The 25,656-nt window shown below is 29.5% G+C and carries 19 protein-coding genes; 9 read left to right on the forward strand and 10 right to left on the reverse strand.

The genetic code is table 11. The features are described 5' to 3' along the window. Positions 1 to 147: 147 nt before the first annotated feature. The 6 genes from RR561_RS00340 to RR561_RS00365 form a co-directional block, all read right to left on the reverse strand. Positions 148 to 4,098, reverse strand: a complete 3,951-nt coding sequence (locus RR561_RS00340; protein WP_332505429.1) for an FtsX-like permease family protein — start codon at positions 4,096 to 4,098, stop codon at positions 148 to 150. A gap of 9 nt (positions 4,099 to 4,107) precedes the next feature. Continuing rightward, positions 4,108 to 4,809 carry an ABC transporter ATP-binding protein gene (locus RR561_RS00345; protein WP_332505431.1) on the reverse strand — a complete coding sequence of 234 codons (702 nt, stop codon included), beginning with the start codon at positions 4,807 to 4,809 and terminating at the stop codon, positions 4,108 to 4,110. A gap of 386 nt (positions 4,810 to 5,195) precedes the next feature. Further along, on the reverse strand, positions 5,196 to 6,383 hold the full coding sequence (locus tag RR561_RS00350; RefSeq protein ID WP_332505433.1) for an MBL fold metallo-hydrolase: 1,188 nt from the start codon (positions 6,381 to 6,383) through the stop codon (positions 5,196 to 5,198). Between the two features lie 181 nt (positions 6,384 to 6,564). Then, positions 6,565 to 7,212 (reverse strand): DUF542 domain-containing protein, encoded by a 648-nt coding sequence (locus RR561_RS00355; RefSeq protein WP_332505435.1) that lies wholly within the window; start codon positions 7,210 to 7,212, stop codon positions 6,565 to 6,567. A gap of 152 nt (positions 7,213 to 7,364) precedes the next feature. Beyond that, positions 7,365 to 8,066 (reverse strand): Crp/Fnr family transcriptional regulator, encoded by a 702-nt coding sequence (locus tag RR561_RS00360; protein WP_332505437.1) that lies wholly within the window; start codon positions 8,064 to 8,066, stop codon positions 7,365 to 7,367. A 301-nt stretch (positions 8,067 to 8,367) separates the two neighbouring features. Beyond that, on the reverse strand, positions 8,368 to 8,997 hold the full coding sequence (locus RR561_RS00365; protein ID WP_332505439.1) for an SDR family oxidoreductase: 630 nt from the start codon (positions 8,995 to 8,997) through the stop codon (positions 8,368 to 8,370). Positions 8,998 to 9,351: 354 nt separating this feature from the next. Between RR561_RS00365 and RR561_RS00370 the strand changes: the two genes are divergently transcribed. The 4 genes from RR561_RS00370 to RR561_RS00385 all read left to right on the forward strand — a co-directional run bounded on the left by RR561_RS00370 (position 9,352) and on the right by RR561_RS00385 (position 14,368). Next, positions 9,352 to 9,684, forward strand: coding sequence for a winged helix-turn-helix transcriptional regulator (locus RR561_RS00370; protein WP_332505441.1), 333 nt, complete (start codon positions 9,352 to 9,354; stop codon positions 9,682 to 9,684). A 500-nt stretch (positions 9,685 to 10,184) separates the two neighbouring features. Next, positions 10,185 to 11,510, forward strand: coding sequence for an MATE family efflux transporter (locus RR561_RS00375; protein WP_332505443.1), 1,326 nt, complete (start codon positions 10,185 to 10,187; stop codon positions 11,508 to 11,510). 382 nt (positions 11,511 to 11,892) lie between these two features. After that, the gene (locus RR561_RS00380; protein ID WP_332505445.1) at positions 11,893 to 12,450 is read left to right on the forward strand and encodes a LemA family protein; all 558 of its coding nucleotides are present in this window, start codon (positions 11,893 to 11,895) and stop codon (positions 12,448 to 12,450) included. Continuing rightward, the gene (locus RR561_RS00385; RefSeq protein WP_332505447.1) at positions 12,431 to 14,368 is read left to right on the forward strand and encodes a DUF2207 domain-containing protein; all 1,938 of its coding nucleotides are present in this window, start codon (positions 12,431 to 12,433) and stop codon (positions 14,366 to 14,368) included. The genes RR561_RS00380 and RR561_RS00385 overlap by 20 nt, the downstream gene beginning before the upstream one ends. Before the next feature lie 118 nt (positions 14,369 to 14,486). Here RR561_RS00385 and mgtE read toward each other — a convergent pair whose 3' ends face one another. Then, positions 14,487 to 15,821 (reverse strand): magnesium transporter, encoded by a 1,335-nt coding sequence (gene mgtE / locus RR561_RS00390; RefSeq protein ID WP_332505449.1) that lies wholly within the window; start codon positions 15,819 to 15,821, stop codon positions 14,487 to 14,489. A 376-nt stretch (positions 15,822 to 16,197) separates the two neighbouring features. Here mgtE and RR561_RS00395 point away from each other — a divergent pair, with 376 nt between their 5' ends. After that, positions 16,198 to 17,202 carry an FUSC family protein gene (locus tag RR561_RS00395; protein ID WP_332505451.1) on the forward strand — a complete coding sequence of 335 codons (1,005 nt, stop codon included), beginning with the start codon at positions 16,198 to 16,200 and terminating at the stop codon, positions 17,200 to 17,202. 81 nt (positions 17,203 to 17,283) lie between these two features. On the opposite strand, the gene RR561_RS00400 is transcribed toward RR561_RS00395, so the two are convergent. Further along, positions 17,284 to 17,766 carry a helix-turn-helix domain-containing protein gene (locus RR561_RS00400; protein ID WP_332505453.1) on the reverse strand — a complete coding sequence of 161 codons (483 nt, stop codon included), beginning with the start codon at positions 17,764 to 17,766 and terminating at the stop codon, positions 17,284 to 17,286. A 290-nt stretch (positions 17,767 to 18,056) separates the two neighbouring features. Further along, positions 18,057 to 19,250: a saccharopine dehydrogenase family protein gene (locus RR561_RS00405; protein WP_332505454.1), complete on the reverse strand. Its 1,194-nt coding sequence runs from the start codon at positions 19,248 to 19,250 to the stop codon at positions 18,057 to 18,059. 609 nt (positions 19,251 to 19,859) lie between these two features. On the opposite strand from RR561_RS00405, the gene RR561_RS00410 reads away from it, so the two are divergent. The 3 genes from RR561_RS00410 (at position 19,860) to RR561_RS00420 (ending at position 23,248) form a co-directional block, all read left to right on the forward strand. Next, complete coding sequence (locus RR561_RS00410; RefSeq protein ID WP_332505455.1) at positions 19,860 to 21,362, forward strand: cell wall-binding repeat-containing protein; 1,503 nt, start codon at positions 19,860 to 19,862, stop codon at positions 21,360 to 21,362. A gap of 602 nt (positions 21,363 to 21,964) precedes the next feature. After that, a complete protein-coding gene (locus RR561_RS00415) occupies positions 21,965 to 22,384 on the forward strand; it encodes a MarR family winged helix-turn-helix transcriptional regulator (RefSeq protein WP_332505456.1) in 420 nt (139 codons plus the stop codon). Between the two features lie 234 nt (positions 22,385 to 22,618). Beyond that, positions 22,619 to 23,248: a nitroreductase family protein gene (locus RR561_RS00420; RefSeq protein ID WP_332505457.1), complete on the forward strand. Its 630-nt coding sequence runs from the start codon at positions 22,619 to 22,621 to the stop codon at positions 23,246 to 23,248. Positions 23,249 to 23,573: 325 nt separating this feature from the next. Here RR561_RS00420 and RR561_RS00425 read toward each other — a convergent pair whose 3' ends face one another. Beyond that, positions 23,574 to 24,155 carry an ECF transporter S component gene (locus RR561_RS00425; protein WP_332505458.1) on the reverse strand — a complete coding sequence of 194 codons (582 nt, stop codon included), beginning with the start codon at positions 24,153 to 24,155 and terminating at the stop codon, positions 23,574 to 23,576. 449 nt (positions 24,156 to 24,604) lie between these two features. On the opposite strand from RR561_RS00425, the gene RR561_RS00430 reads away from it, so the two are divergent. Next, entirely contained in the window at positions 24,605 to 25,534 is a 930-nt protein-coding gene (locus RR561_RS00430) for a CPBP family intramembrane glutamic endopeptidase (protein ID WP_332505459.1), read from the forward strand. Positions 25,535 to 25,656: the final 122 nt, after the last annotated feature.

The raw sequence follows: 25,656 nt of genomic DNA on the forward strand, positions 1-25,656 counted from the left end.
AATAAAGTAACTAATTTGATCAAAATATATTTTAAAAACTATAACAAAATATATTTTAAAAACAATATTATATAAAATTTGTATGTCATAAATGGTTTTTTAGCTTGAAAATATATAAATTAAGTAGACTGTTAATATATAGCAATACTATTCAACTGACTTTAAAGCCTCAAGCATATCTATATTTTTAAGTTTATTGTTTACGATGTACCCAAGAAGTATTGTAACTCCTAGAATAATAACAATCGGTAGCAAGAAACTATATACACTAAGTGAAGGGTCAAACATTATATCATCTGGTGCAATAATATTAATTAGATATAAATGTAAAATTCGACCTAGTATAAAACCACTAAGTATACCTAAGATTGTCAAAATAATGGTTTCTCTGTAAATATACATCATTACTTCATTATCGTAAAAACCAAGAACTTTAATTGTTGAAAGCTCTCTAATTCTTTCTGATACATTGATAGTGGTTAAATTATATAATATAACCACTGCTAATACAGCGGCTACTATAATGAGAGCAATCATCATAGTATCAAGTGATTTGACCATCTCATCAATTTGTTTATTTAGTGAAGTATTCTGGACAACGCCCTGAACAGTATCTTCCTTCATAAATTTTGCAGCTATTTCATTTGTTTTTTTAGCGCTTGGATTTTTAAGGGTTACTAGCTCACTATTTGCCTTAAATTCCTTTGCAAAACTTTCTTTATAAGTTTGACTACTCATAAATATAAAGTGTCCCATATACATTTCAGATATAGCAGTCAGCTTAAAGTGCTGAGTTTTATTATTTGAATCTTTTAGAGTTATAGTATCACCAGCTTTGGCTCCAATTAGTTTGGCAAGGTGTTCTGATATAACAACACTATTATCGTCTAAGTTTAATTTTTCTTGATTTTTCCTATTTTTTAAATCAATAAAATTATTGAACTGCTTTGTATTTTTTGGAACGAGTAGTGTAATTTCCTGTGCGTCCTTATTTTCGCCAGCGACCTTTGTCATATTTTCATAATAAATAGGGGTATGTGATTTTATATCATCAGAGCTAAATAAAATATCTAAGTCTCTTCTTTGTGATGGTTTTATAGAATCAATTTCTGAAACTATAAGGTCATATTTAATGATTTCTCCAAACTGTTTGTTAGAGATCTTATTAAGCGAATTCTGTATGCTCATACCTGAAAACAGTAGCGCGACAGAACCACATACACCGAATATTGTCATAAGCATTCTTTTCTTATATCTAAATAAATTTCTAGAGGTAACCTTTTCAGTGAAGCTCATCTTATTCCATATTGAAGGTATTCTTTCTAAGAAAATTTTAGATCCAGATGAAGGAGCCTTAGCCATCATTAAATTAGTTGGTTTTTCTCTTAGTTCTTTAATAGCAGAGAGTAAGGCCGGTAAAACTGCACTTATCAATCCCAAAATGATAGCCAAAAGAGCAATCATAGGGTAGAAGTGAAGTTCAATCTTAGGTACATTAAAGCCAGTTTTATAGGCATTGTAAGCGATTAATGGAAGGATGGTATGCCCTCCAATAATTCCCAAAATAGATCCTATTGTACTTGACGCAAAACCATATACCAAGAATTTTTTGAGAATATCTCTATCCTTATAGCCTAAAGCCTTTAAAATACCCATATTAATTCTCTCTTCATCCACAAATCTAGACATAGTAGTAAAGGTAACCAAAGCGGCTACAAAATATAGAAAGGCTGGGAAAATATTGGCCAGTGTATCAATAATGTCTATTGAAGAAATGTAGGCTTTATAACCATCAGATCCTGGAAGTTCTCTTCTACTGAAAACTGAGTATACAGGTTCTTTTAAAGAATCAAGATCATCTTGAGCATTATTTAGTTTGTCTTCATTTTTTTTGATTTTTTTCTCTGCATTCGGCAATTCATTCTCAAATTTGTTTTTATTATCTATATATTTTTTTTCGTTTTCTTTTATCAAGCTCTCTGCATTTTTGATTCTATTTTCTCCAGAAGCTTTCTCTGATTGTAGTGTTTTTTTAGCGTTTGAAAGCTCATTTTCTTTCTGAGTGATTTCTTTTTTTGCTCTTGAAAAATTAGCTAGGTTTTTCTCATATTCCAAATAACTCTGATCATAACTTCTTTTTCCAGATTGCCATTTTCTAAGACCATTATTATAAAGGTTTTTATTTTTGTTATAGGCTCTTAAGCCCTCCTTGTATTTTAATAGTCCATTTTTATATTCACTTTCTTTTTCTTTTAGAAGTTTTTCGGTCAATTTCAGTTCCTCAGTGGCTGATTTAATTTGATTTTTTGCATTTTGTATTTCTTTCTTTTTTTCAGCAATAATAGTTCGAGCTTCCTGAAGTTCTTTTTTGCCATTATCCAATTTTTCCTTTTCTAAGTTAAGTTGGGATTGCATTTTTTGAATCTCTTCATAGACCAAATTTAACTTGCTTTTTTCAATATCTAACTCTTCCTGTTCACTTAATAATTCTTCTTTTTTAGGAGAGTAGATATTATTCATAAAAGTATTGAATTCTTCTTGCAAGTTATTTATATCTAAGCTTAGAGCATCTCTTTCTTGCTCTAGCTTTGTTTTATCCTCATCACTTATATCTGGATTAGAGAGTAAATTGTTAATTTCATCTAAGCGTTTATTTTTATCGCTGAGATTATCTTCATAAGTTTTTTTCTCTGACTCAAGTTTACTATTAGCACTATCTATATCGGCTTGCTTTGAGTCTAAAATGTTTTTTTCATCTTCATAGTTAGAGATCAATTTATTGAATTTTTCTAACTTATGATTATATAAGTTTTCAGCCATAGTGAGTTCTTTTTCCTTTCTAAAAAGTTCTTTTTCACCATAGTAGATTTCTTTTTCACCTTGTTTAATTTTTTCTTTGTTATTTGCTATTTCTTTGTATCCATCTATAATTTTTTGTTTACCCTGTAAAATAGATGTGGAAGCTTGATTTAGTTGTGCATTGCTATCGTCTAGCTTATTTTTTGCACTATCAAGTTCATTTTTAGCATTTTCTAACTTTTTGTAATCTCTATCTAATGCAGCTTTTCCATACTCGAGCTGTATCCTTGCTCCTTCAAATTGTGAGGAAGAAGAACTTATAGCATTTTTTGCATTGTTTAATTTGTATTCTCCATCACTGATTTGTGACTGTGCGGTTTTTATTGCATCATCAAGTTCTTTTTTGCTTTTTTCAATTCTGTTCTTTGCATTTTTTATTTCGGAATTAGCATTTTTTAATTGTTCTTTTGTATCTGAAATTTTATCCTTTGCCTCATTTAATTTGTCCTTATTTTTATCAATTTCTATCTGATATTCATTTTTTATAGAGACAAATCTTTTCTTCCCCTGATTTTTCAAGAGTACTTCTAAATTGTTTTTATGTGCTTGTATTTTATTACTATATTCTTTAGAATCAGGACTTAAATTTTGAGTGTCATTAAATGTAAGTCTTGCTAAGCTATAATATTCAGAATCAAATAGATCCTTGCTGGCAACTGCATAGCCATCTAATTGACCTGTTCCTACATTAGTTGGACCTAAATTTACAGATGATATTATTTCTCCAGAAGATACAAAACCAACAACTTTAAATTTATGGTTTTTTAAAATACCCTTGTTTTTGTCATTAGTTTTTTCAGTAAGGGTAATCCAATCACCAATATTATATTTATTAGACATATAGCGATCCAAAGATATTTCATTTATACTTTTAGGAAGCCTACCATTTTCTAAATGAAACTTAGAAATATTATCGGGTTTAGAAAACACGCGTATACTCTTATTAGTATCTTTTATAGTAGTATCTTGAAGGTAGGCGTATTCAATGTCTTTAATATTACTGGCTTGATTTATAATTTCTCTATCGCTTTTATCTATACCATAGTCACCCATTATGGTTAGATCGGCGACATTTAGTTCTTTAAAGTACTTTTCTCCAGTTATTCTCATGTTTGGACTTGTAACCCTCAGTCCCACTAGAGCAAAGGAGCCCAACATGATAAGGCATACTATAGAGAAGAAACGTCCTTTTGATTTACTAAAAGATTTTAAGATGTCTTTCCAAAGTGCCTTTTTCAAAATCACCACCTACCATTCAATGTTTAGTATATTATCAGGGTTTGGATTGATTTTTATTTCTTTTATTTTTGCATCATGCATTTTTATTACACGATTTGCTATATTTGAAAGAGTTGTATTATGAGTTACAATTATTACAGTGGTACCTTTAACTTTACTCATATTTTGTAAAATTTGTATAATATCTCGACCTGTATTGTAATCTAGAGCGCCTGTTGGTTCATCACACAATAAAATTTTAGGGTTTTTGGCAAGAGCTCTAGCAATTGAAACACGTTGTTGCTCGCCTCCAGATAGCTGTGATGGAAAGTTGTTTACTCGATCTTGAAGACCAACTTCTTCTAGTACATATAAGGAGTCAAGTGCATCATCGACAATTTCAGATGCTAATTCCACGTTTTCTTTTGCAGTAAGATTTGGTATTAGGTTGTAAAATTGGAATACAAATCCAACATCTTCACGTCTATACTTTGTTAACTCGTATTTATTGTAGTCAGAGATATCTACACCATCAATAATAATTTCACCTTTATCACAAGTATCCATTCCTCCTAAAATATTTAGAATAGTTGATTTTCCAGCGCCAGAAGCACCTAAAATCACAACTAATTCACCTTTCTCAATAGAGAAGGAGACATTATTATTTGCAATAATTTTTGTTTCTCCAGTTAAGTATTCTTTATAACAATTTTTTACTTCTATATAAGACATTGATGGTCTCCTTTCTTAACTTAGTTTATAAGCATTATTAATTTATAAAATTTACCATATATTTTCATTATATAGTAAAAATAATGTTGATGCAATTAAATAGATTGAAAAGTCAGAAAATACAAAGCGATTTAGAATACTTTTATAAAAAATCATATATTCTACTTATTGCCCAATTTTTGATGATTTTAAAATAAATCCAAAAAATTAACTAGATTTATATACATATTTATATAAAAATAGCTTGTACTAAACTTGTAGAGAGGGTGGATTTTTATGTTTATATGAAAAAAGGTATAATAGATATACAAAGAAAATTAATGATTTATAAAAAATATTAAATATATAAAAAAAGCAGGTAAAAACCTGCTTTTTTCTATATATGATTATTTTAATAAACTTTTTACAAAATTTTCTGCTTTGTCATAATCTCCCTCGTCTGGATTCCATAAAGATTTAATACTTTCATCAATAACTTCAAATCCAGCATCCTTAAGACTTTCTTGCATAATCTTGACAGCTTGTCCACCCCATCCGTAACATCCAAATGCAGCAGCTTTTTTATTGACAAACTTCAGTGATTTTAGAAAATGTATCCAACCAGCAACGCTAGAAAGCATGTCTGCGCCAACTGTTGGAGATCCTACAGCTATAGCTTTAGATTTAAATACTTCTGTCATTATTTCATTTTTATCTGACTTTGCGCAGTTAAATACTTTGACCACTGTATCAGGACTTTGAAGATGAATTTCTTTTGCTATTCTATGAGCAATTTTCGCAGTACCTTCCCACATAGTATCATATACAACAGTAATTTGATTTTCTTGGTAAGCATCAGCCCACTGAGCATATTTTTCTACGATTTGAAGCGGATTATCTCTCCAAATAGCTCCATGGCTAGGTGCAATAATATCTATTTGAATATTCATAGCAAGTATCTCTTTTATTTTTTTGGCAACTAGTGGTGAGAATGGATTAAGTATATTGGCATAATATTTCATAGCCTCTCTATTTAAAAGACATTGATCAGCCTTATCGTTAAACATCTCTTCTACAGCATAATGTTGTCCAAAAGCATCATTTGAAAATAATATATTATCTCCTGTCATATATGTTGCCATACTATCTGGCCAGTGAAGCATTTTCATTTCGACGAATACTAGGCTCTTTCCGTTACCGATGTCTAGGCTATCTCCAGTTTTTACAGTGTGTATATTCCAATCATGTTTACCATACTGACCCTCTAGGCTTTTGACAGCATTTGGAGTGCAATATATTGGAGTATTTGGTATTTCTTTCATCAAATCAACCAAGGCACCTGAATGATCGACCTCTCCATGATTTACAATTACATAGTCAATGTCATTTAGATCTATTTCTTTTTTCAGATTTTCAATAAATTCAAACCTATGAGGTGCCCATACAGTATCAATTAGCACATTTTTACCTTCTCTTATAAGGTATGCATTTTGGCTGGAACCATTGATAATAGAGTAGTCATCCCCATGAAAACTTTCTAGTTCCCAATCTATATATCCAACCCAATCTACATTATTTTTAACATTTTTCTTCATAATTATCACCTTTCTTTTTAAAATATACGATTTACAAATAACTATAATATAAGAGCCTGAATTAAAAATAGATATTTACATAACACTATGTTAATACCCAATTTTAGACTGATTTATTGTCATATCGAGCAATAAATGTACATAGTTTAACTATTTATAAGTAAATTCTAAATAAAATCTATTAACTTCTTACAAATAAAACACTATTTTCAAGAAATACATGTTGATGAATATCATCTTGTAAGCTTTTTAGTAATCTAAAAGTATGTTTGTAAGTTTCGCAAGCATTATCTGGAGCTTGATAGTGATTTGTAAGTTCTTCTAAATCTCTAAGTATTTTTCCAACCTCTTCATGTTCTTTTATTAATTCATCGAAATCCACAGCTTCACCGCCTAAAAAATTAGGGAAATCTACTATTTCTTCTTGAGAAAAGTGTGGTATTAGAGCACTCTTTAGGTCAAGAAAAGTGTGGTATATTGCTGTAAGTTCTTTTCCATGAGAGTAAAAATGAACTTTTAGAATTTTTCTCATTAATTCATCGATTTTTTCAATCATATTTAATTCTTTTTTATGATGAACTCTAATTATATAATCGATTAATTCTTCATTTCCTAGTTTAATAGCATCTTGGATATAGCTGTTAGTTTTAGTTTCTTGTCTGTTTAAAAGATCTATAAAAGAACTTAGTTCAAGGTTCTTTTCAATTATTGCTTCTGAAAGATTTCTGTTTCCACCGCAGCAGTAATCAATACCTACATCAGATAAAACATCTACTATATCTGGATTTGTTTTTATTGCCTCTGCTATAGTCATTTTATTATTAATCATTTTTTTACCTCCTAAATTTAATGTTATAATATTTATTGACAAGTAATATTTCTCGCTTGCTAATTTTTACTTTGTATTAACTATTTATCTTAATTATATTTTAGCTTTAAACAAAAAATAAAACCTTGATTTAAATCAAGGTTTTAGAAAAATTATAAATTTTTATTACAATACTTAGCTAAGTCAGCAGTATTTTTCACTTTAATGTTTTTATTGCCTTCTCTAATGATAAGATCTAAGTCCTGTAGTTCATTTAGCTTTCTGCTAACAGTCTCTTTGCGTAAGTTAATACTAGCAGCAATATCATCTAGGCTTAGCTTGATATTCTCACCCTTTAATCGAAACTCTCTACTTAGTAGAAAAGAGGATAGTCTTAAGAGAGCGTCATTTTCTGTAAGTATTTGAATTCTTTCATTTGCTAGATTCAGCTTTTTACTTAAATTATTTATCAAGTTTATTGCAGCCTGTGGATGAGTAAGCATTAAATCAATGAAATATTCTTTTTTTATCTCACATATTTTAACAGATGTAAGGCAAGTATAATTAAATGGAGAAGTAGTATTATCTAAAAATACATCTTCGCCAATAATATCTCCTTTTGTAAGAATATCTAAAATAGTTTCTTTACCATCTATATCATAGGTATTTATCTTAACTCTTCCATCTCGTATGATTCTTATGGAAGATACTGGGTCTGATTCATTTAATATAATGTCACCCTTTCTATAGTTAGTGTGTATTGCCATACTTGTAAGCTTTTGTTGGGCATCAATTGCCAGATTAGAAAATAGTTCAATTGATGCCGTACATAGACCACAGTTGCAATTATGACATGTACAGGATTTTTCACTCATAAAATCATCTCTCTTTCGAAATATATATTATTTATATCAGCGCAATAAAATAGTTTTTTATTTGCAAAAAACTATATAAGACTGCCATTAGTATAAATATTAATACATATTATATCACAGTGAAAATATAAAAATATAAAAAACCCCCAACTATTTGCTGAGGGTTTTACATCATAATAAAATAAAGGGATTTTTTATAATGTTTATTTTACAATATATAAATACTATATACTTATTTATTTTATTACTTAGTCAAATCTTATTGATTTTTTAATTGTTTAATTAAATCATGTCGACATTTTTATTTAGAGAATACGGAGATTCTTTCTTTATTGTGTTTATTATTAATAACTTCATCTATAAAAGCAATTGCATAATCGGAGTAGCTGATAAAACTCTCTGAATTTGAATTTAGAGTAAGTTCTTCACCTGCCAACGCATATGTTCCTGTTCTTTTTCCGTCAGCCTGAAAATCTGCTGCAGGGCTGATATAAGTCCAGTTAACATCAGATCTTTTTCTTAGTTCAATTAAAGAGTCAGCCATATTTTTAGCGAGTGGTTTAAAAGCATCTGGAAAGTCAGGAGTATCCACAAGTTGAATCTTATGACTACTATCAGTATATAGGCTTCCTGCACCACCAACTACTAAAAGTCTAATATTTGAATTGCTTACTAAGTCACAAAGGTGCATCAGCGAAGTAGTATGCATTGGAAGAGTTTTTTCCGTCCAAGCTCCAAATGCATCTACCAATATGTCAAATCCTTTAATATCATTTTTTGTTAGATCAAATAAATCCTTTTTAATGAATTTTTTTGCCAAAGATTTATTCTCACTTCTCGCAATTGCTGTTACATCTAATCCACGTCCTAGAGCTTCTTTTACAATAAGTTTACCTTGTTTTCCGTTTGAACAAATTACTGCTATTTTCATTATGTAGCCTCCTTCTATAATATTTCTATATATCTATTATAGATCTTTAGGGCTAATTTGTTAAGTAGGTACTATAAAGTTTCATAGTTACCCAAAAGATACTAAGAAAATAATATTTAAGAAGGTAATTTTTAAGAAAAGTATATTAAGAAAAGTATATTAAGAAAAGTATATTAAGAAAAGTATATCAATGAAAATATATTAAAATGAAAATTACAGATAGAGATCTTTTACAATAGTTTTTTGAAGTTAATTAAAATTATCTGAGATATTAGGAAAAAATTTAGAAAAACATGTTATAATAATTTTTAAATAAAAAAAGATGCTTGTATTATTTATAATGGAGGAGTTAATATGCAAAAAAAAATACCTAATTGTCCAGTGGAAGTTACTTTGATGATGATTAGTGATCGTTGGAAAGTGTTAATTATAAGAGATTTATTGAATGGCACCATGAGATTTGGAGAACTCAAAAAATCAATTGGTAATATATCACAGAAGGTTTTGACATCCAATCTAAGGTCTATGGAAGAGTGTGGACTTGTAAATAGAAAAGTATATGCACAAGTGCCTCCAAAGGTAGAGTATTCTTTGACGGAAATAGGGTATTCTTTAAAATCTGTAATGGATTCAATGAGTGATTGGGGAGAGTATTATAAGACTGAACATGAAGTTTTAGAGAAATAAATATACCTACAATAAATAGCTATTCACAGATAATAAAATAAATAAAAGTTAAATCTACAAATTTATAACTTAATATATTTATAGATTTATATATAAAAATAGACTATAAGTTATATTAAGCACAAAATTTGAAATTTTGATACTCAGTATTAGGTTTGACAATGAGTTTTACATGTGATAAACTTTCTAAGTAATATAAAATTAATAAATTATACTGCCGGGTATCACCTGTCTGCATTCTGTTAGGCCATAATAGAAGGAATGTAGGACAGGCATTTTTTTTGTCCAGATTTTTTAGATGGAAAAACGATCTCTGTGATAATATCTAATTAATAAGTAATTTATGTATAATTAAAAAGATATTATAAAACGATAGATATGTATAATTGAAATGATATTATAAAATTATGGATTTTTGGATTAGGATTAATTGAAACAATTTTAATGAATTTTATAAATATTGTTTATTATATTTTTAAAAATTATTTATGGAGGGATTTATGGTAAAAAATACAACAACATTTAAACAGTTTGCTAGGTATTCATCACTGAACGTATTTGGGATGTTAGCCCTGTCATGCTACATATTGGCAGATACATTCTTCGTATCAAAGGGGCTTGGAGCAGATGGCTTGACGGCACTAAATCTTGCCATACCAATATATAGCTTTATACGTGGGTGTGGACTAATGATTGGAATGGGAGGCGCTACAAAGTTCTCCATATATAGGATACAAGGTAAAAAAGAAAGGGCAAATGAGGCTTTTAGTAATTCGATATTTATGGGAGTTGCTATAGCGACAATTTTTTTCTTGATTGGATTATTTTTATCTGAGTATATAGTTGGATTTTTGGGGGCTAATAAAGATGTCTTTGATATGAGCAAGACATATTTGCAGGTTATACTATTATTTGCACCAGCATTTATGATCAATGAGATTATGTTGTGTTTTGTTAGAAATGATGGTGCACCTCAACTCGTGATGCTCGCAATGCTTACAGGAAGTTTAAGTAATATTATTTTGGATTATATATTTATATTTCCGTTTGGAATGGGTATATTTGGTGCAGTATTGGCAACTGGAATAGCACCAATAATAAATATGATAGTTTTATCTCCATTTTTTATAAAGGGAGAAAACTCATTTAAGCTTGTTAAATGTAAATTATCATTTAGTTTGCTAAAAGAAATAATATCTACAGGCTTACCATCTCTGATAACAGAAGTTTCATCAGGTATTGTAATAATAGTATTTAATACTATTATATTAGGAATTATGGGTAATATTGGAGTGGCAGCTTATGGGGTAATTGCAAATCTATCATTGGTGGTTATATCTATGTACACGGGTATAGCTCAAGGTATACAGCCACTTATTAGCAATAGTTACGGATCAAAAAAATACTCAGATGTAAAAGATATATTAAAATATGCTATGATCACAATGCTTATTTTATCACTAGGAGTATATCTAATGATAACTTTTGGGGCAGCTCAGATTGCAGGAGTATTCAATAGTGATAATAACCTTATACTTCAAAACACTGCTGTAGTAGGATTGAAAATTTATTTCCTAGCATGCCCATTTGTAGGTTTTAATATTATAATGTCTGTGTATTTTACATCTACAGAAAGCCCTAAACCAGCAAATGCTATTTCTATTTTAAGAGGATTTATAATTATTGTGCCGCTTGCATTTTTGCTATCCTACATAGCTGGAATGACAGGTATCTGGCTTGTATTTCCAACAACGGAATTTATTGTTAGTATACTAGCCCTAGTTTTTTATATTTTTCTAAAGAAAAAAATAAAATCTATAGAATAGTTAAGAGTTATTAATATATAATTTTATGAAAGTATTGATAGACCAAGTTAAATTTTGCTTGGTTTATCTTTTATTTCAAGTCTTTAATAAAATATTAATAAAAAGATAAAATATATGAGAATAAAAAGATAAAAGATAAAATATATAAATTATAAAGAAAAATGGAGTAATATTTGATGAAAAATATGATATTTAAAATATATAAAAATGGTTAGGTTAAGAATACTATGTTATAATATTCATAATAAACTAACACTATATTTTAAATCACTCAGATGTAAATAACTGAAATTGAAATTTTGTTTTAAAGTATATAAATATCTATTGCTTAAGTAAGATATTGAGTGAGGTGTTAGAAAATATTATTTTAGGAGGGATGAATATGTCAAAGGGTTTGATAATCGTTATTGCGATAATTGTTATAATTGCCTTATGGTTAATGAGTGCATATAACAGACTAGTACGTTTGAGAAATAGCGCAAAAGAAGGTTTTTCTACTATGGATGTTTATCTAAAGAAAAGATTTGACATGATACCAAATCTTGTAGAGACAGTAAAGGGATACGCATCTCATGAGTCTAAGACTTTGGAAAGTGTAATAGAAGCTAGAAATAGTATAGCAAATGCAACGAATGTAAGTGATCAGCTAGAAGGGGAAAACATGTTAACAAATACCCTACGCTCTTTATTTGCACTATCTGAGGCATACCCAGACTTGAAGGCAAATCAAAACTTTATAGATTTACAACAAAAGATTGAAGCTACAGAGCAAGATATTGCCAATTCAAGAAAATATTATAATGGAACTGTATTAGCATTAAATAATGCAATCGAAATGTTTCCTAGTAATATAGCAGCAAAATTATTTAAATTCGAACAGATGTCAATGTTTGAAGTTTCTAATGAGGGGGAAAGGGAAAATGTTAAGGTTCAATTTTAGTCGAATATTAAAATCAATGACTAAAAATGAAATTTCCCAAAAATGTGCATCGATTATATCCTTAGTTACTCTGGCAATCATACTGTCTGTGGGAATGATTTCTACGTCATATGCTGAGCTAGTTGAGGATAGATCTTATATTACAGATAGTTTTGTGACTGAAATACAGGCAAATGAAGATTATTCTTTTGACGTAACAGAGACTATAGATGTGGACTTTATTACACCAAAGCATGGAATATTTAGGTATATTCCTGTATCTACAGGAGAATACAATGTAAAAGATGTAAAGGTAATTGGAGATGACTATGATGTCAGCACTAATTATGATTCAAATAAGAAATCTGTGGAGGTAAAAATAGGAAACAAGGATAGAGTTCTCAATGGAAAAATGCAATATACCATTAAATATAAGATAGTTGGTATAAAAGCGGATAAAGATTCAAGAGATTTTCTAAAGTTAGACCTTTTGCCAACAGAATGGAATACACCTATAGGAACAGCAAAATCAACATTGAAAATGCCTAAAAATGTAAATTGGAAGGATGCAGAAATTTTCTATGGTAAGTATGGATCAACATCAAAAGTTAATGATAACAAAAAGTTCAAAGTAACTAGCAATGATAAACAACTGACAGTAGAGGCTATGGGATTAGACGCATTTGAAGGTGTGTCTATGAGAAGTTATTTAGAGCCAGGCTATTGGGTCGGAGCTAAAAATTATGATAGCTCAAAGGCTATTATAAGTGTTTTATTTATACTTCTTGCCACACTAACATTTATCCTATGGTGGACGTTTGGTAGAGATCCACATTTTGTTAGAACAATAGAATTTTACTCACCAGACAATATGACACCAGCAGAAATAGGTACATTTATTGATGGTAAAGTAGAGAATAATGACATGACTTCAATGATAGTGTATTTCGCAAATAAAGGCTATTTGAAGATAGAAGATGTAGATAAAGAAAACTTTAAATTTATAAAAGTTAAAGATATAGATCAAGATGAAAAGCCTTTTGCCAAGGTATTTTTCAATGGCATATTTAAAGAAGGCGATTCTGTAAGTACAAACTCTATGCCAAAAGATTTTGGAGATAAGTTTACTGTGGCAAAGGATTCTCTTAGAGGCTTATACACTGGAGATAATAAAATATTCTCCACAGCATCTACTGTATCAAAATGGATTGCCTCAGTATTATTAGTACCGTTAACGGTAGCTGTAGTTGTTTTGGCTACGGCGATATCAGGCAAGACATACTATGTGTTATTTAGCATACCTTTGATATTATTTACAATATTAGGATTAGCATTTTGTTCGATAGTTGTATATGGAACAAATTCTCTTAATAAAAAACAAAGAAGTGCATATTTATTCTTCGGAGTGTTGTCACTGTTGGCAAGTAGCTTTATATTAGCTGTTTTGTCAATAAAGGTTGCACATAGTAATATGTTAGGACTTGTATCAGTGCTATGTTTTGTCATTTCAGTAATTTTTATTACTATTATGAGAGCTAGAACTAAAAAGAGTGCAGATTTGTATGGTAGAATTATTGGATTTAGAGAGTTCATCAAAACAGCAGAATTAAATAAGCTAGAAGCTCTTGTTGAAGATGATCCAAAATACTTTTTCAATGTATTACCTTATGCATTTGTATTTGGTCTATCTGATAAGTGGATTAAAAACTTTGAAAAGATAAAGGTAGAGCAACCAGACTGGTACAGTAGTCCAAATGAGTTTGGAATGTACAATATGTTCATATATGCAAGCATGATGGGAAGCATGAGTAAGTCATTTGAAAACACAATTGTATCTCAAGCATCATCTATTTCCTCTGATGTAGGAAGTGGTGGAGGCTTCGGTGGAGGCGGATTCTCAGGAGGAGGCTTCGGCGGAGGCGGTGGAGGAGCTTGGTAAAAAGGCAACCCACTAGTTTGAGATTTGATATTTTAACAAATCAAGCAGTTTAGAGATAAGTTTAAAATCTAAATAAAAATAAAAGGAGCAGATTGTCTGCTCCTTTTTTATATTCTTATTATGCCAGTTTTAATAATTTTGTTGCTACATTAAAATATACTAGTATAGATCCTGCATCTACAATTGTAGTAATTAGTGGTGCAGCCATAATAGCTGGATCTAAATGTAATTTTTTTGCAAATAAAGGTAGTATAGAGCCTATAATTTTTGCCATCAATATAGTAGCAAGCAGTGAAATGCCAACCAAAACAGCTATCATAGGGTTTTTATATCGAATCATAATATATATTCCATTTGTTATAGCAAGAGTAATACCAACCAAAACGGCAATTCTAAACTCTCTAAACATAATTCTAAATATATCTTTAAACTGTATTTCATCAAGTGCAATACCTCTAATGATAAGGGTTGAACTCTGAGAACCACAGTTTCCGCCTGTATCTGTAAGCATTGGTATAAAGGATACCAACAGGGGAAGTGCAGCAAAAGCACTTTCATATTTTGCGATAATAGTTTGAGTAATCGTTGCAGAAAGCATCAAAAACATCAGCCATCCTATACGATTTTTGGCGTGAGTAAGCACAGAAGTTTCGAAATAAGAAGTTTCACTGGGATTTAATGCACCCATCAGTTCCATATCTTCAGTTGTTTCATCAAGCATAACATCCATAGCATCATCAACAGTTACAATCCCAACCATAAATCCCTGTCTATCAACAACAGGCATAGCAAGCAGACCATACTTTGAGAATAACTTTGCAGTTTCTTCTTGATCAGTATGTGTAGTTACAAATAAAAATTCTGTTTTCATAAGTTCTTCCATAGTCATATCACTATCCATTGTCATTAGTTCTTTTGCCGTAACAATTCCAATTAATTTTCTGTTTTCTAAAACATAACATGTATATATAGTTTCTTTGTGGATACCTGTTTTTTTGATGTGTGCAAGAGCTCCTGCAACAGTTGTATGTTTTTTAAGATTTACATATTCAGTAGTCATGATGCTTCCAGTACTATCTTCTGGGTAGTTTAAGATAGTATTTATCTGTGTTCTCTTATTAGAATCGACATGCTCAAGTATGCGAGTTACTAGATTTGCAGGAAGATCTTCTAGAAGATCAACTGTATCGTCCATATAAAGGTCATCAAGTATATCTTTTAACTCTTTCTCAGTAAACATTTCGACAAGGTATGCCTGCATTGAATTGCTCATTTCTGAAAATACATCAGCTGCTTTTGATTTTTCAATTAATCTAAAGGCTTGAATGAGCTCTTTGTCATCCAAATCAGAGAGGACGTCTGCAATATCCACCGTATTCATAATTTGTAAAGCGCTTCTTACAGCTTTAAACTTCTTTTCACTTAGAAGTTCTAAAAATTTTTTTTCATTCACAAAATCTCTCCCTTCGTATTTAGAATATTTTATATTTCAGCAAGCACAGAGTCTTAGTAAAAAAATAAATTATAAAAAGAAATAAGTGCTTATTATGCACAAATAACTCTCTATAATTAGAAATAAACTCGATAACTCTCGTTGAAAATCCATTTATTATGATAAATAGATTTATATTAAATAGTTTTTCAACAGATAGTTATACTTTATTAGAAATATTTATAGCTAATGTAATTATAACTTGAAGAAATAGCTTAGTCAAGGAATAAACCTTTACAGCAAAATACTATGATAAAAGGTAATAATTATAAGTGCAAAAAAAACAAATTTGTGTTACTCTATTCTATGCAAAAATACTAAGGAGTGTGATTTAGGATTGATAGAAAAATTTAGGGTAAGTAATAGTTTTAAAAAAGAATTTTTAAAAAATGCTTATAAATTTGCGCTTATGATGGCATTTATATTAGCATATATAAAAATATTTGGAGATGACAATACTCTGATTGGAGTAAGTATATATGTAGGTCTTGCTATGTTTCCAGTATGTGACACTAATATGAAAAAATCAGCCATGCTTTTAACTATAGCAATAGTATTTATAGGATCAGGCTTGGTGTCTCAACTAAACTCTTTATCCATGTTGATAGCTCTTCCTATTAATTTTATATTTGTCTATTTTGTAATGATGATGACCAGTGAGCCAACATATTTGAAGCTAAATATAGTAATGTTACTTCCATTTTTGTTTTGCCAGTCAGTTCCAATAGGTATGGACAGATTTAATGTTAGAATGATTGGGATACTTAGTGGAACAGTATTGATGATGTTGGCAACATATATTGGATGGAGCAAAAGAGAGTTTGGACAAAAAGACTCTCTTGCTTTTAAAGAGCAATTGATATTAAATAGAAAGCATAATAAAACAGCAATAAGAATGGCTACAGGCATTTCTATAGCAATACTTATATCATCAATATTAAGGACTGAGAAAGCTCTTTGGGTAACACTTGTTGTGATGTCTCTCACTCAATTTGATTCTGATGAGATGTTATCTAGAATAAAATATAGAGTAATTGGAACAGTTCTAGGATCTGCATTTTTTTTAGTAGCTTTTGAGTATCTATTACCTGAAAAATATGCGGTATTAATAGTGCTACTATTTGGATTTATAGGTTTCTTTTCTGATAAATATAAGTATAAGCAGTTTATTAATACTGTGTCAGCCATAAATGCGTCCTTAATTTTATTTAACACAAAAAATGCTATATGGAATAGACTTACTGGATTGATGCTTGGAATATCAATTGTTTTAATTTTGTATTTTATAGAAAAAATGATGATAAAAAACTTCAGATTGATTAGAGAAAATAATATTGCATAAATAAAAAACAAAGTTCTATTAATTAATAGAACTTTGTTTTTGTACTACTATTTATTCGAGGAAGTATATCTCGGTATATAATTACTTTGCTTTATCAAAGAATTGATTGCTAGTTTGGTCTTTATATGACCAATTAGCCTTCCAAATCTCGTATTCTTCGCTTGTAATTTCTTCGGACTTATACTTGTTTTGCATATCTCTCCATTCTTCCAAAGCATGGTTAAAACTTTTTATATCCTCTCCTAAAAAGAAGACACCGTTAAGACTAATATCTCTTTTGGAATCAATTACAATAGAGCTTATTGAAAGAGGTATAGAGTCCTCCATCTTAAATAATAATCTTATAACATCTTCGTTGCTATATGGATATTGTGCTTCCTTAAAATATTCAGGATTGATATCCAAAGCAGAGGAAATATTATTTAATACATCTTCTTTCGGTGATCTTATATTTAGTTCATACTGCCTAATACGAACATCATCCAAATTAGTTTTTTCTCCTAACTTTTTTTGTGTCAAACCGCGTAGTTCACGGAATTTTTTTAATAGACGACCTATTTTCATACATAGTCTCCTTTATCATTTACAATAAGAAACATATTTGTTTCTGTATATAATCTTACTATATAAAAAAATAAAAAGCAAATGACTATTCAAAAATCAAAAAAAATATTTATAATATAAAAAATAGTACACCCCAGATAGTTTTAAATATCATGGGGTGTACCATTAAAATAAATAAAGTAAACATATTATTTATACAGTAACAATCAGGCTGCTGCTGTTAGAACATATTTAGGTTGAATATACAAGAAACGGCTAAATTTACAGCCTGATTGTACAGTATTTTTTAATTAAAACTCATCTATAACAGTTAATTCTTCATTAACAGCAAATCCAAATCCATCATTACGTATTCTTCTTACAGTTTCTTTTACAAACTCATCAGCATTTTCAATAGCTTCTTCTGGAACCATTATTCCTGTTTTTGTAACCTTGCCTTTTCCTAACATTTCAGCACCGATTATTAGAGGAACAGCAGTCAGTGGAGCCATATTTCCTGCAACTCGTCCTATATAGACTCTGTCTTTTCCATCCTTTTTGCCATGTATTTCTGTTGCGGCACAAGCGGTAACTCCCTTAAGAAATTCTTCAAGCTCTTCTTTGTTCATTTCTTTTCTTGAACTTTTTTGAGCGACTAATACTGCTAAAGCGAAGTCTCTAGGTGATATTGCAGTTCCTTTTATATTTAATTCATGTTCTGAAGTTAGTCCTGAAAGACCAATTTTTTTGAAACCTTCATAAGCACTTGTTGGTTCAAGGCTAAATCTAACTGATACATTTTGTATGTTAGGAATATATCTTGGGAAGGTAAACACTTCTGGATGTCCTATTCTAGATACCTTTCTTACGCCATAAGGATTTCCAAAATCAAAGTCCCATTCCTTTAAGAAAGATGGTTCATTTTTCTTAACACCGTCTTCTATATAAGGAGCATTATGAATACATTCCAACATATGTCCTAAAACAGCAGGTCCACCTGGTTCTTTTTCGTCTGTTGCAAAATAAAAGATTGCTTCATCGATTGAATCGAAATATCTTTCATTTGCACTACAAGCTAGCACAGATAAAAATCCTGGGCTTGCACCTAGTCCCATAATCATACTCAATCCTTTTTCTTCTGCTCTTTTAGGAAGATCAGATTCAAATATATGATTAAAGGCTTCTATATCATCACAGAAATCTATATAATGTTTTCCTGCTTTTATTGTTGTATCAATTATATCGTATGCAAAAAGATGGTATGGTCCAGTACAATTGGCCACAACATCACAGTCCTTGATTACTTCATATAGTGCATCTTTGTCTGTAACATCTACTTGAGCAGCTGTCACCTTTGGAGAATTCAACTCAGCAACAACCTTTTCATTTCTTTCTATATTTCTTGATGATATTACTATTTCATCGAAAACGCTTTCATGATTTAATAAATCTCTTATACCATATAGTGCCTGAGAACCCGCACCGCCTAATACAACTAATTTCATAGAATAACCTCCTCAAAATTAATATAACTATAAATTTAGAAAACATTATATCAGTATGATTCGATAAATATCAAAATTAGTGCTTAGAAGTGATTCTAAAATAAAAATAAATATATGATTAAAGAAAATTTGATATTATTGATAAAATGTTTATCTAATCTATAAAAATAATAGACAATATTATACAAGCAATAATTAGTTAGTAATATTACTTGTTGAACTAATTATATCACTAAAATCTTAAAATATCTATAGAATTGTCAAAAAATAAAGAATAATTAAATAATAAGAAGCCTAACTCATAATTAAAGAAGTTTTGTATTGTACCTATCAATTCTATTGATCAATATGTAAGTATTTATAGTAAAATATATTTACTTTGAATTTTAATTTAAAAAACAAAGCATGAAAATAGGTTATAAAAACAAAAAATATATATTTATAAAATTATAAATCATAGTATTATGAAGTGTACTTCTTTAGATTTATATATTCGCAAAAAAAACATTTGAAAATAAAATTAAAAACATGTAATTTTTTCTTTAGAATGGATTAAAAATATCATATAAATGATATAATGGTGATATTAATTGAAAATAGGAGGTAACTATGAAAAAAATTATATCAACTTTGTTATGTTCAGCATTTTTGCTGTCAACAGCGGCTGTATCAAATGTAGATGCTGCCAATATAGATGTTCAGAGAATTTCTGGGGTTAGTAGGTATTCTACACCAGTAGAAATAAGCAAAGCTTATTTTGAAAGTGCACCTACAGTTGTATTAGCTAGTGGAGAAGGTTATGCAGATGCTTTGGTAGGAGGTTCATTGGTTTCACAAGAAAAAATACCAATGCTACTTACTAGAGCAGCAAGTTTACCTAAAGAAACAAAGGATGAACTTTTGAGGCTAAAAACAAAAAAAGTTTATATTTTAGGGGGACCAAATACAGTATCTAAAAATGTAGAAAACTCTTTGAAAACTATGAACATACAAGTAAAAAGATTAGCAGGAAAGAATAGAATGGATACAGCAGGAGAGATAGCTCGTGAAAGGTACACTCTAAATGCAAAAGGAAGAGATCTACCAATGGGAGACTCTTATGTTGGAATAAATGCATATAATTATGCAGATGCTTTAGTTGCTGGATCATTGGTAGGGCAGATGAGAGGAGAAGTTTTGTCATACATATACCCATATAGCCAATCCAATCCTATGCCATATTATCTTGTATTCGGAGGCACAGCATCAATACCAAGCTTTGATGAGTATACTCAAAGAATTGCAGGAAAAAATAGATTTGAAACATCTGTAGAATCAGCAAAAAACTTTAAGACTCTTACAGGTAAGGATTTAAAAACTGTAATATTGGTAGATGGGACAAACTATCCAGATGCTTTAGCAGCATCTACAGTTGCAGGCAAGGAAGACGCCACTATAATAACAACAACACCAAATAATCTATATAAAGAAAGCAAGAAATTTATAAGAAATAATGGTATAGAAAAAGTGATAATAATAGGTGGAGAAAAATCAGTATCAAAGTATACAGAATCTGAAATCAATGATTCTGAAGATGTATCTTCATCAACACTAGGTGGATGGAAGGTAGAGAATAACAATAAATATTACTATAAAAATGGATCAAAGTTAACAGGTTGGCAGAATATAGAGGGAAGTAGATACTACTTCAACTCAAGTGGTGTTATGCAGACAGGATGGCACTTTGAAGATTATAATTCAAGCAAATATGGTAAAATAAATAATGCTAGATATTATTTGATGCCAGATGGAAGATTGGCAGAGGTAGGTAGAGAAATTGATGGATGGATTACTACAAAAGATGGTGTATCCGAAATATTGAGCTCTCAGGCGAGAAAAAACATTATGGACCAAATCTCAAAAGATAATCCACAACTTGTACAAGAAATAAACAATAAGAATATGATACTCTTTAAAGATAGTAATCCTTCTGGAGCAAGTGATGTATACCACGTGTCAAAAATGGAAGATTACTGGTCAGTTCCATATGAAAATGGAATAAGAGAAGGATCAAATGAAATCCTTTATACATACAGCATAAATAGATATACAGGTGATGTAATAAAAAAATAAAATATTAAAGTACTGAAAAGAATAGAACAGTGGAACAAAAAAGAACGCAAAAAATTGCGTTCTTTTTTATGTAAATTAAAGAAGATTTTATTTCTTAAAGTTTTCTGCTCACCTTGTAGCAATGTCTATTATGTTCTCTTCAAGGAAAGTAAGATAAAACTTTTCTCTATAGACTATGCAATATACTCTTAAAAAGGATTTTAATACTACACACTCAGCTGAATCAGAAAGGTTTTATATCTCAAAAAATAATTCTTATACATATATTTCTATATATACCATCAAATTATGGGTATTATACTAATAAGGGCATTAGAAAATTTTCAACTTATAGCTAAGTGTTTTTGGAAAGTTTGAGTCTTGGCTATACTTTGTTGATAACTTTATTTAGATTAATAATTATATACTAAAAAAGAAATAAAAGAAAAGTAACTTGTAGAAAAGAAAATCATAATCGAGATAGTTGACATGTCATGTATAAGATGTTATAATATGATTAATCAATAGTTGACGAGTCAATTGTTGATATTTCATTTTTTGTCACATTATAGAGTGTACATATTTTGTGGTAAAATTTAAAAAGTGATTTTATTGGGGGAACGATGGAACTAAGAGAGTTTAGTAGTTTATTACATCGAGTCAAAAATCTAGAACATAGATTAAGTAAAAATTTTGAAAGAAATACAGGCTTTAGTCTAACTAGATATGAGATGATGATGTTTTTAAAGGAACATAATTCCTGTTTGCAAGTAGATATACAAAACTACTTAAAAATAGATCAAGCTGCTGTTACGAGGCATCTAAAATTATTAGAAAAAAGGGGACTTGTTACTAGAGTTCGAAATGCCAAGAACAATAGAGAAATTTTCGTTTCACTGACAAATGCGGCTAGAAAGGAACTGGCAAGTTGTCAGTTGAGCAGCGAGGAAAATAAGGAGTTTATAAGATTAACGATAGCAAGAGAAGACTTAAAAGAACTAGAAGAAGTTCTTGATAGAATAGAAGAAATTCTTGGTAAATAATATCAATTATTTATCTTAAATTTATAAATAAATTGCACTAAGGACTGAACAGATTTGAAAGATTTGTATTATTTTAAAAGCATTTAAACGCAGGCAGGAAGACAAGTGTTTAAATATGCAGAGACTATATTGATAATACAACTTGAACTTTGAGTTGCTTTATAGATAGACAGTCAAAGTATAAATACTATCCTACCCGTATAAGATGTAGAATGTTTATATGGAGGAAATAAAATGTTAAAAAATAATGATTTCTCAGATATTGTATTTAACAGAAGATCAGTAAAAGTATTTGATGAAAATTATAAGATCAGCAATGAAGAAATGTTAGAAATGATAGAAGAGGCTACAAAAGCACCTTCTTCAGTAAATATGCAACCTTGGAGATTTATGGTAGTGCAGTCTCAAGAGGGAAAAGATAAGTTACGTCCACTAATAAGATTTAATGTCAGACAAAATGATACTTCATCAGCGATGGTGATTGTGTTTGGAGATATGAAATGTTATGAAAAGGGCGAAGAAATTTTTGGAAGAGCAGTTCAAGAGGGTCTAATGCCTCAAGAGATAAAAGACCAAACATTGGGATTGTTCATGCCAGTATATAAAAATTACTCTAAAGAAAAAATGAATGATGTCGTTAAAATAGATGGTAGTTTAGCAGCAATGCAGTTCATGCTAGTAGCAAGAGCACACGGTTATGAAACAAATCCTATTGGAGGATTTGAAGAAGACCAGATAGCAGAAGCATTCGGTCTAGACAGTGAGCATTATGTTCCTGTATTAATCATTGCGATTGGTAAAGGAGAGTACCAAACTCATAGTTCTGTAAGATTGAACCCAAAAGAAATCACAACTTTTAAATAAAAATTAAAAGATATATTATATAGAGACTGTTTCCTAGGTATCGATTTAGGGGCAGTCTTATTTGCTTTGTGAATAAAATCTAGTAAGAAGAAAAAATATAGTTATGAAATAAAAGTGTAATAATAGATCAGAAAGTGCTTAGTTAATATATGAGAAAATAGATATATAAGAGATAAAAAAATAATATATGAGAAAGTAGAGATACAAGAGATAAAAATAATAATATATGAGGAAACAGATATTAAGAGAGTAAAAAGTAAATAATGTATAAAAAATAAAAGGTGCTAGTATATGTTAGCACCTTTTTATAATCATTATATAATATCTATTTTTTAATAACTGCTACCACTGAAGAAACGATAACGCCTGCAAGTATAGCTTCGGGCAATCCATTTGTAACTGCAATTGCACCAATAACTTTGCCTGGTGATCCAATTTTTCCTATAGCTTCAACATATCTTTGTCCATAAATTAAATAAATTGATCCCAATACACCTACAGTATTAATTAAAGAAGCTAAAAATCCAGTTATCATAGCAGAAACTTTTTTATTTTTGCTTGCCTTTAAAATACCTGTAAATATATAATATGAAGAAAATCCCATAATAACTCTTGGTAGTACTGAAACAATCGGATTCATCATTAAAAATGAAGTGACAGTTGGCATTGTAAATGCCCTAATTAAACTTGTCAATCCAAATATTAGACCGATTGCCAGACCCACAATAGGTCCTTCAATCACTGCACCTATTATTACTGGTATGTGCATGATAGTTGCATTTACTGGTCCAATAGGTATAAAACCTAGTGGCGTAATAGAAAGCATGATGCAAATACCTGATAACACGCCGATAACTACTAATCTTCTTACATCCAACCTTTTTTTTGTGTAAACATTACCGTTCATAAAAACCTCCGTTCCAGCTCATAAAAGATGCCGGACTTAACCTATTAAAATTATTTGCCTATTGGTCATATTCAATTGATATATGCCATTAAACATACTAATTTTAACAAAAAAGATATATAAATGTCAATTGATTTTTTAAGGGCAAATATTTGATATATAAGTAAATACTTTACTTGTTAAAAAATAAATATAATTTATATACAATTGTATAAATGAAAGTATAGAAAAGTATAAAAAAAGTATTTTAAAATAGAATTATAAAAAATAAAAATAAATATGAATAAAAATATAATTAAATTTGGATCTAGTTATATTTATAAAAAATAAATATAAAAAAATGAAAAATAAAGAGTATTAAATAAATATATAAGGATAATAGAAGTGATAATATTAATGATATAAAGTAAAATATGTGATAAACTTAATAGTAAATAAAAAGTTTGGTGGTGATTGTCATAGAAGATAAGTATATATTAGATAGAAAAAAAGATATGTCACGTTTGGGAATGGCGCTTATTGCACAAGGGATAATCTTTAACATTGCAGGGTTGTTTATTTCAGATATCATTAAAGATGAAGGGGTATCGATTATACTAACTGCTATTTTGGGTATTTTGCCACTGTACTTGTATACTGGTAAAAATAACTTTAAGATCTATATAAAATCTGAAAGAAAAAAATTCACTTTTTTAGATCTTTTAGTATTATTTAGTATTATGATGGTGCTAAATACACTTGCTTCACAAATTTTTAATTATATAGAAGTATTTTTAAATTTATTTGGTTTAAGTGCTGTATCGGAGGCTAATTCAGGTGAAGCATCAGCAACTATATCTATGGTTATGTATGGAATAATAATTGCACCGATTGTAGAAGAAGTTATATATAGAGGTGTTCTTATGAGAAGCTTAGAAAAATATGGTGCCTATGCAGCCATATTAATATCAAGCATTTTATTTGGGACTATGCATCAGGATCTTTTACAATCCCCTGTTACAATGTTCGTGGGTCTTACTCTTGCCTATGCAGCCTATAAATATTCTATTAAATTATCAATTATATTACATATATTAAATAACTTGACGGTTGAGATGGGTGCTCAGCTTGATCTATCAAAAGGATTAGAGGGATCTATATTTAATATAGTTATAAATTTACTTATAAGTGTAACATTTGTTATATTTGTATTCAAAAATAGAAAAAAAATAAAAAGAAAGATACAGGATATAAAAGAAAAATATCTAAAGATAAAAGAAAAAAACAAAGAATTGAAAATTAAAGGGAGTATAAAGGTGTTTTTTACAAGAAAATCTGTAATAATACTACTAGCTATAGATCTTATAATTATGTTTGCTGGTATTGGAGTTATGAAATAGTTTGATACAAGCTCGTTAAAATACTATTAATAGTTCACTTTTTTGTTTTTTTTTGGTAAAATAGAGCAAGCAAACGTATTCGCGCGCCGGTGAATATTGCTAAAAATTAAATATTTATAAGC

It is taken from the genome of Peptostreptococcus sp. (assembly GCF_036639115.1).
Classification (GTDB): domain Bacteria; phylum Bacillota; class Clostridia; order Peptostreptococcales; family Peptostreptococcaceae; genus Peptostreptococcus.

What these genes read in the sequence shown, in the direction of transcription:
- RR561_RS00345 (WP_332505431.1), bottom strand. Translation starts at nt 4,809, where the DNA reads ATGTCTTATATAGAAGTAAAAAATTGTTATAAAGAATACTTAACTGGA.
- RR561_RS00350 (WP_332505433.1), bottom strand. Translation starts at nt 6,383, where the DNA reads ATGAAGAAAAATGTTAAAAATAATGTAGATTGGGTTGGATATATAGAT.
- RR561_RS00355 (WP_332505435.1), bottom strand. Translation starts at nt 7,212, where the DNA reads ATGATTAATAATAAAATGACTATAGCAGAGGCAATAAAAACAAATCCA.
- RR561_RS00360 (WP_332505437.1), bottom strand. Translation starts at nt 8,066, where the DNA reads ATGAGTGAAAAATCCTGTACATGTCATAATTGCAACTGTGGTCTATGT.
- RR561_RS00365 (WP_332505439.1), bottom strand. Translation starts at nt 8,997, where the DNA reads ATGAAAATAGCAGTAATTTGTTCAAACGGAAAACAAGGTAAACTTATT.
- RR561_RS00370 (WP_332505441.1), top strand. Translation starts at nt 9,352, where the DNA reads ATGCAAAAAAAAATACCTAATTGTCCAGTGGAAGTTACTTTGATGATG.
- RR561_RS00375 (WP_332505443.1), top strand. Translation starts at nt 10,185, where the DNA reads ATGGTAAAAAATACAACAACATTTAAACAGTTTGCTAGGTATTCATCA.
- RR561_RS00380 (WP_332505445.1), top strand. Translation starts at nt 11,893, where the DNA reads ATGTCAAAGGGTTTGATAATCGTTATTGCGATAATTGTTATAATTGCC.
- RR561_RS00385 (WP_332505447.1), top strand. Translation starts at nt 12,431, where the DNA reads ATGTTAAGGTTCAATTTTAGTCGAATATTAAAATCAATGACTAAAAAT.
- RR561_RS00400 (WP_332505453.1), bottom strand. Translation starts at nt 17,766, where the DNA reads ATGAAAATAGGTCGTCTATTAAAAAAATTCCGTGAACTACGCGGTTTG.
- RR561_RS00405 (WP_332505454.1), bottom strand. Translation starts at nt 19,250, where the DNA reads ATGAAATTAGTTGTATTAGGCGGTGCGGGTTCTCAGGCACTATATGGT.
- RR561_RS00410 (WP_332505455.1), top strand. Translation starts at nt 19,860, where the DNA reads ATGAAAAAAATTATATCAACTTTGTTATGTTCAGCATTTTTGCTGTCA.
- RR561_RS00415 (WP_332505456.1), top strand. Translation starts at nt 21,965, where the DNA reads ATGGAACTAAGAGAGTTTAGTAGTTTATTACATCGAGTCAAAAATCTA.
- RR561_RS00420 (WP_332505457.1), top strand. Translation starts at nt 22,619, where the DNA reads ATGTTAAAAAATAATGATTTCTCAGATATTGTATTTAACAGAAGATCA.
- RR561_RS00425 (WP_332505458.1), bottom strand. Translation starts at nt 24,155, where the DNA reads ATGAACGGTAATGTTTACACAAAAAAAAGGTTGGATGTAAGAAGATTA.